Genomic DNA, 6,458 nt, shown 5'->3' on the forward strand with positions numbered 1-6,458 from the left:
TCACCGCCAGCAGCACGCCGAACCAGATCAGGTCGATGCCCAGCTTGTCGGCCACCGGGGCGAGCAGCGGCACGACGATGAACGACAGCTCGAAGTAGTCCAGGAAGAACGCCAGGAAGAAGATCATCAGGTTCACGAAGATCAGGAACCCCACCTGGCCGCCGGGCAGGTCGGCCAGCAGGTGCTCCACCCAGCGCGGGCCGTCGGCGGCCTGGAAGACCATGCTGAACATGGTCGCGCCGATCAGGATGAACATGACGAAGGATGCCAGTCGGGTGGTGGACGCCAGCGCCTGCTTGAGCAGCGACCACGACAGCCGGCCACGCAGCATGGCCATGATGAGCGCACCCACCGCACCCATGGCGCCGCCTTCCGTGGGCGAGGCCACGCCCAGGAAGATGGTGCCCAGCACCAGGAAGATGAGCAGCAGCGGCGGGATCAGCACGAAGGTCACGCGCTCGGCCAGCTTGGACAGAAGCCCCAGGCCGGTGAGGCGGTTGGCCGAGGCGATCAGCCAGGCAACGAAGGCGCCGCCGCAGGCAGCCACCACCACTTTTTCGTCGGTCGGCACGGACTCCACGAGATGGCCTTCCCACCAGCTGTGGATGTCGGCCATGTGCGACTCCAGCACCCACGCCACCAGGGCAGAGATAACCAGCACGGCGACCAGCGAGGGGTAGCCCGCGCTGCCGTTGGGCTCGCGCAGCGTGCGCGCTTCCGGCGGCAGGGCCGGCACGGCCTGAGGCTTGAAGATGGCCAGCAGCACCACCCACAGCACGTACAGGCCCACCAGCATGAAGGCCGGCATGAATGCGCCCTTGTACATGTCGCCCACGCTGCGGCCCAGCTGGTCGGCCATGATGATCAGCACCAGCGACGGCGGGATGATCTGCGCCAGCGTTCCCGAGGCGGCAATGACGCCGCTGGTCAGCGGCCGGCTGTAGCCGTAGCGCAGCATGATGGGCATGGAGATCAGGCCCATGGAGATGACGGAGGCGGCGACCACGCCGGTGGTGGCGGCCAGCAGCGCGCCCACGAAAATCACGGCCAGCGCCAGGCCGCCGCGCAGCGGGCCGAAGACCTGGCCGACCGAGTCCAGCAGATCCTCGGCCATGCCGCTGCGCTCCAGGATCAGCCCCATCAGCGTGAAGAAGGGCACGGCCAGCAGCGTGTCGTTGGCCATGATGCCGATCAGCCGCTCGGGCAGCCAGGCCAGGATGGTGGCGGGAAACACGCCCAGCTCGATGCCCAGCAGGCCGAAGAACAGGCCGCAGGCGCCCAGGCTGAAGGCGACGGGAAAGCCCAGGATCAGGAACAGGGCCAGCCCCGCGAACATGATCGGGGCGAAGTTGGTGGAGATGAATTCCATGGAAAGGGTGCTCCGGTCGGTCGGGCGTTCAGCGGGAAGCGGCCGCGCCGGCCTGGCGCTCCTGCTCGGTCTGCAGGCGCAGGGCTTCGATCAGCGCTTCCTCGTCGCTCTTGTCGGTCAGGCGGCCCATCGGGTCCGGCCCGATGCCCTTCAGGAAGGCGATGCGCTTGATCAGCTCCGACCAGCCCTGCAGCATCAGCAGCGTGAAGCCCAGCGGCAGCGCCACCCACACCGGCCAGCGGATCAGCCCGCCCGGGTTGCCCGAGACCTCACCGGACTCGAAGCGCGTGATCAGCATCGGCACGCCCAGCCACAGCACCAGGATGCACACCGGCGTGAGGAACAGCGCGAAGCCGACGATGTCGATCCACACCTGCGTGCGCTTGGACAGCCGGCTGTTGAGCACGTCGATGCGCACGTGCTCGCGCTGCAGCAGCGTGTAACCCGCGGCGATCAGGAACGACCAGGCGAACAGGTACCACTGCACTTCCAGAAAGGCGTTGGAGCTGTAGTTGAAGATCTTGCGCACCACCGCATTGGCAGCGCTGATGACGGTGGCGGCAAAGATCAGCCAGATGCAATATCGGCCGACGAAAGCGTTCAGCCGGTCGACGGCCCGCGAGAAGGCAAGTAGTGCCTGCATGGTGTCTCCACAGGGTGGTGGGTGCGCACAAAAAAGCCCGGCGCAAGGGGTGGCTGCGCCGCGCTGGAACAAAGACTTACGAGGGCGGCATTCTACGGACTTGCGCGGCTGCCATGCAGGGAATCAAACAGGGTTCAAACCCTTATAGGGAAAGCGCCATAAGCTACTATTTCCATAGCAATAAGGGATTATGCGTACAGACCCGCAAGGTATGGAATGGCTCAGTCGGCCAAGGCCACGCCCTTGACCTGGGCGAACACCAGCTCGCCTTCGGCCAGGGCCAGCTCGCGCCGCGAGCGCGCGGTGATGCGCGCCACCAGCGCCGTGCCACCGGCGTCCAGCCGCACCATCACCTGCCCGGGTGCGTCCGGCGCGATCTGCACGACGCGCGCGGGCAGCACGTTGAGCACGCTGGTGGCCTGCGGGTGGCTGCGCGCCAGGCTCACGTCGCGCGCCAGCACGCGCAGCCGGGCGTCCTCGCCGAGGGCGCGCGCGCGCGGCGTGGCCACGTGCAGCTGTCCCCCTGCAAAGCCCACGGTGAGCAGGTGGTCCTGCCCGTCCCAGGCCTGCACCCGGCCGTGCACCAGTGCCGCGGCGCCGTCACCCGCGGCAAGAGGCAGGTCCAGGCGCGCCATCAGCGCGGCGGGCGCTCCTTGGGCCAGCACGCGCCCGGCGCGCAGCAGCACCAGGTGCGTGGCCAGGCGCGCCACCTCGTCTGCCGAGTGCGTCACGTACAGCATGGGAATGCGCAGCTCGCGCTGCAGCCGCTCCAGGTAGGGCAGCACCTCGGCCTTGCGCGCCGCGTCCAGCGCAGCCAGCGGCTCGTCCATCAGCAGCACGCGCGGGCTCGCCGCCAGCGCCCGGGCAATTGCCACCCGTTGGCGCTCGCCGCCCGACAGCGTCTGCGGCATGCGCGCCAGCAGCGCGGACAGGCCCAGCAGCTCCACTGCATGCTCCAGCGACACGCGCCGCTGCGCCGCGGGCAGCCGCTTCCAGCCGTACTCGATGTTGCGCCGCACATTCAGGTGCGCAAACAGGCTGGCCTCCTGGAACACGTAGCCCAGGGCACGGCGGTGCGTGGGCACCCAGGTGCGGCCGGCGTCCTCCTGCCAGACGTCGCCGTTGACATGCACCGCGCCGCGCGCGCGCTCCAAGCCGGCGATGGCGCGCAGGCAGGTGGTCTTGCCGCAGCCCGACGGGCCGAACAGGGCGGTGACGCCGTCGCCCGGCAGCCGCAGGTCCACGTCCAGCGTAAAGTCGGCGCGCGCCAGTTGCAGGCGCGCGTGGATGCCGGGGCCCGCACTCATCGGCTTTTCCTCGGCTGCAACCACTGCAGCAGCATCAGCACCACGAACGAGAACGCCACCATGCCGCCGGCCAGCCAGTGCGCGTGGCTGTATTCCATGGCTTCCACATGGTCGTAGATCTGCACCGACACCACCCGCGTCACGCCGGGGATGTTGCCGCCCAGCATCAGCACCACGCCGAACTCGCCCACCGTGTGCGCGAACGTCAGGATGGCAGCGGTGATGAAGCCCGGGCGCGCCAGCGGCAGCGCGACGGTGACGAAACGGTCCAGCCGCGCCGCGCCCAGGGTCGCCGCCACCTCCAGCGGCCGGGGCCCCAGCGCTTCGAAGGCGCGCTGCAGCGGCTGCACCGCAAACGGCAGCGAATACACCAGCGAGCCGATGACCAGACCGGCGAAGGTGAAGGGCAGGCGGTGCAGGCCGAGCGCGTCCGTCAGGTGGCCCAGGAAGCCGTTCGGCCCCATGGCCACGAGCAAATAGAAACCGATCACGGTGGGCGGCAACACCAGGGGCAGCGCCACCACCGCGCCCACCGGTCCGCGCCAGCGCGAGCGCGTGTGCGCCAGCCACCAGGCCAGCGGCGTGCACAGCACCAGCAGCAGCGCAGTGGTGATCGCCGCCAGGCGCAGCGTCAGGCGGATGGCGGCCCAGTCTTCGGGGCCCAGGGGGAAAGCAACCACTGCTATTGAAAATGTAGCTGCTCGCGCAGCGTGGACGGGCGCTGGAGGCCTAAAACGTTCCGATTTCGGGCGGGCGTGGCGCGGTGCCCGCTCAGAACGCGTACCCGTACGATTGGATCACGGCGCGCGCCTTTTCCCCGCGCAGGTACTGCATCAACGCGGCCGCTGCGGCGTTGCCCTGGCCGGGCTTGAGCACGATGGCATCCTGGCGGATGGGCGTGTGCAGACTGGCCGGCACCACCCAGGCCGAGCCTTCGCGCAGCTTGCCGTCCTCGGTCACCTGCGACAGCGCGACGAAGCCGAGCGCAGCGTTGCCCGACGCCGCGAACTGGTAGGTCTGGCCGATGTTCTCGCCCTGCACCACGCGGCCCTGCACCTTGTCGGCCAGGTTCATGCGGGCGAGGGTCTCCATGGCGGCCTGCCCATAGGGCGCGAGCTTCGGGTTGGCGATGGCGATGTGGCGCCAGTCGCCCGTTTCCAGCACCTTGCCGTCGGCATCCACGTAGCCCGGTTGCTTGCTCCATAGCACCAGGCGCCCGACGGCGTAGGTGAACCGCGTGGCCGGGTCGCCCAGGCCTTCGCGGCCGATCTTCTCGGGCGTGCGCTCGTCCGCGGCCAGCAGGATGGCGAACGGCGCGCCGTTGGCGACCTGCGCGTAAAACTTGCCGGTGGCGCCGAACGACAGCTGCGCCTTGTGGCCCGTGTCCTGCTCGAACAGTTGCGCAATCTTCTGCATCGGCGCGGTGAAGTTCGCCGCCACCGCCACGGCCACCTCGTCCGCGTGCGCGGCGCACGGCACCAGCGTGGCAAGCATCAGCGCGGACAACCGCCGCTTGGGCAAAATCGACATGCATACCCTTTCGCTATTCATTAATGGAATAGCGGTGGAGTATAGCGATGCGCAGCGCGGCATGATGGCGCGCCATGACCACCGCGCCGCTGCCCCCTTCACTGACCGACGCCCTGGGCCACGGGCCGGCCGACCGCCGGCTGGCCGTGCTGCGCGAGATCGGCCGGGTGGGGTCCATCTCGCAGGCGGCGCGCGAGGTGGGCGTCAGCTACAAGGCCGCCTGGCAGGCGCTGGACACCCTCACCAACCTGGCCGGGGTGCCGCTGGTCGAGCGTGCTGTGGGTGGTGCGGGCGGTGGCGGCGCCCGGCTCACCGCGGCAGGCCACGATCTGCTGGCCGCCGCCGGGGCCATGCACGCCGCGCGCGCCCAGGTGGCAGCGGGCTGGCAGGCGGGCAGCGCCCAGTCCGCGGCGCTGGCGCTTGCGGTGCGCACCAGCATGCGCAACCAGTGGCCGTGCACGGTGCAGGGGCTGCAGCGCAGCGGGCCCCTGGTGCGGGTGCACCTACAGGCCCGCGCCCCCGGCGCCGCCGCGCCTCTGGCGCTGTGGACGCGCATCACCTCCGAAAGCGCGCAGTTGCTGGCGCTCGCGCCGGGGGCGCAGGTACAGGCGCTGTGCAAGGCCACCGCCGTGCAGGTGCTGGCGCCGTCCGCCGCAGCGGCGGCTCCGCCCTTGGTCAACCAGTGGCCGGGGCAGGCCACGAGGGTGGCGCGGGGCGCGCTGGGCGACGAGGTGGCGGCGCTGCTGCCCGGCGGCCTGTCGCTGGTGGGGTTCGCCCCTGCCGGCTCCGGCCTGCGGTCACGCGCGCGGGTCGTTTTGCGGGTGGACGAATCGGCCATCGCCCTGGCCGCGGCCTGAGTGGCGCAGGCCGGCGCGGCCGGCCTGCGCCACCTATGGCGGGGCTGCCGTGGATAGGCGTTTATACATAGGCACTTGTCCCAGTGCGATGCCGCAAGGCGCGCCCTTACGATGCAGCGCAACATACCCCAGGAGACCAGGGTGGTGCCGCTGCTGCTGCAGCGCGCACGACCTGCTTGCCATGAGCGACGTCATTCTCGAAACCTCACACCTCACCAAGGAATTCAAGGGCTTCACCGCCGTGAGCGATGTGAGCCTGGCCGTGCGCCGGGGCTCCATCCACGCACTGATCGGCCCCAACGGCGCAGGCAAGACGACGTGCTTCAACCTGCTGACCAAATTCCTCGAGCCCACCTCCGGCTCCATCCGCTTCAACGGCACGGACATCACCCGCGAGGCGCCGGCGCAGATCGCCCGGCGCGGCGTGATCCGCTCGTTCCAGATCTCGGCGGTGTTCCCCAACCTCACGCTGCTGGAGAACGTGCGCATGGGGCTGCAGCGGCGCCTGGGCACGTCCTACCACTTCTGGCGCAGCGAGCGCAGCTTGCACCAGCTCGATGGCCGCGCCATGGAGCTGCTGGCCGAGGTCGGCCTGGAAGACATGGCGCATGAGGTGACCGTGAACCTGCCCTATGGCCGCAAGCGTGCGCTGGAGATCGCCACCACGCTGGCCATGGAGCCCGAGCTGATGCTGCTGGACGAGCCCACGCAGGGCATGGGCCACGAGGACGTGGACCGCGTCACGCAGCTCA

At 69.7% G+C, this 6,458-nt stretch carries 7 protein-coding genes; 2 read left to right on the top strand and 5 right to left on the bottom strand.

Annotation, left to right across the window (positions count from 1 at the left end; translation table 11 throughout):
* The 5 genes from RT051_RS14155 to modA all read right to left on the bottom strand — a co-directional run.
* Positions 1 to 1,369 (bottom strand): TRAP transporter large permease subunit (locus RT051_RS14155; RefSeq protein ID WP_313077646.1); only part of this gene is annotated, 1,369 nt, incomplete at its 3' end.
* A gap of 28 nt (positions 1,370 to 1,397) precedes the next feature.
* Positions 1,398 to 2,012 carry a TRAP transporter small permease subunit gene (locus tag RT051_RS14160; protein WP_313077648.1) on the bottom strand — a complete coding sequence of 205 codons (615 nt, stop codon included), beginning with the start codon at positions 2,010 to 2,012 and terminating at the stop codon, positions 1,398 to 1,400.
* Positions 2,013 to 2,233: 221 nt separating this feature from the next.
* Complete coding sequence (gene modC / locus RT051_RS14165; protein ID WP_313077649.1) at positions 2,234 to 3,319, bottom strand: molybdenum ABC transporter ATP-binding protein; 1,086 nt, start codon at positions 3,317 to 3,319, stop codon at positions 2,234 to 2,236.
* The gene (modB, locus tag RT051_RS14170; RefSeq protein ID WP_313077650.1) at positions 3,316 to 3,999 is read right to left on the bottom strand and encodes a molybdate ABC transporter permease subunit; all 684 of its coding nucleotides are present in this window, start codon (positions 3,997 to 3,999) and stop codon (positions 3,316 to 3,318) included. Before modB ends, modC begins: the two co-directional genes overlap by 4 nt.
* 91 nt (positions 4,000 to 4,090) lie before the next feature.
* Positions 4,091 to 4,849, bottom strand: a complete 759-nt coding sequence (gene modA / locus RT051_RS14175; protein ID WP_313077651.1) for a molybdate ABC transporter substrate-binding protein — start codon at positions 4,847 to 4,849, stop codon at positions 4,091 to 4,093.
* Positions 4,850 to 4,923: 74 nt separating this feature from the next.
* Between modA and RT051_RS14180 the strand changes: the two genes are divergently transcribed.
* Both RT051_RS14180 and RT051_RS14185 read left to right on the top strand, forming a co-directional pair.
* The gene (locus RT051_RS14180; protein ID WP_313077653.1) at positions 4,924 to 5,706 is read left to right on the top strand and encodes a TOBE domain-containing protein; all 783 of its coding nucleotides are present in this window, start codon (positions 4,924 to 4,926) and stop codon (positions 5,704 to 5,706) included.
* Between the two features lie 181 nt (positions 5,707 to 5,887).
* Positions 5,888 to 6,458: ABC transporter ATP-binding protein (locus RT051_RS14185; RefSeq protein WP_313077654.1), on the top strand; the 571-nt coding region annotated here is incomplete at its 3' end.

Source organism: Melaminivora sp., from assembly GCF_032059615.1.
Classification (GTDB): Bacteria; Pseudomonadota; Gammaproteobacteria; order Burkholderiales; family Burkholderiaceae_C; genus Melaminivora.

Bases quoted from the DNA above. Each gene is read 5' to 3' on its own strand.
- RT051_RS14180 (WP_313077653.1), top strand. From the start codon at position 4,924: ATGACCACCGCGCCGCTGCCCCCTTCACTGACCGACGCCCTGGGCCAC.
- modA (WP_313077651.1), bottom strand. From the start codon at position 4,849: ATGTCGATTTTGCCCAAGCGGCGGTTGTCCGCGCTGATGCTTGCCACG.
- RT051_RS14160 (WP_313077648.1), bottom strand. From the start codon at position 2,012: ATGCAGGCACTACTTGCCTTCTCGCGGGCCGTCGACCGGCTGAACGCT.
- modC (WP_313077649.1), bottom strand. From the start codon at position 3,319: ATGAGTGCGGGCCCCGGCATCCACGCGCGCCTGCAACTGGCGCGCGCC.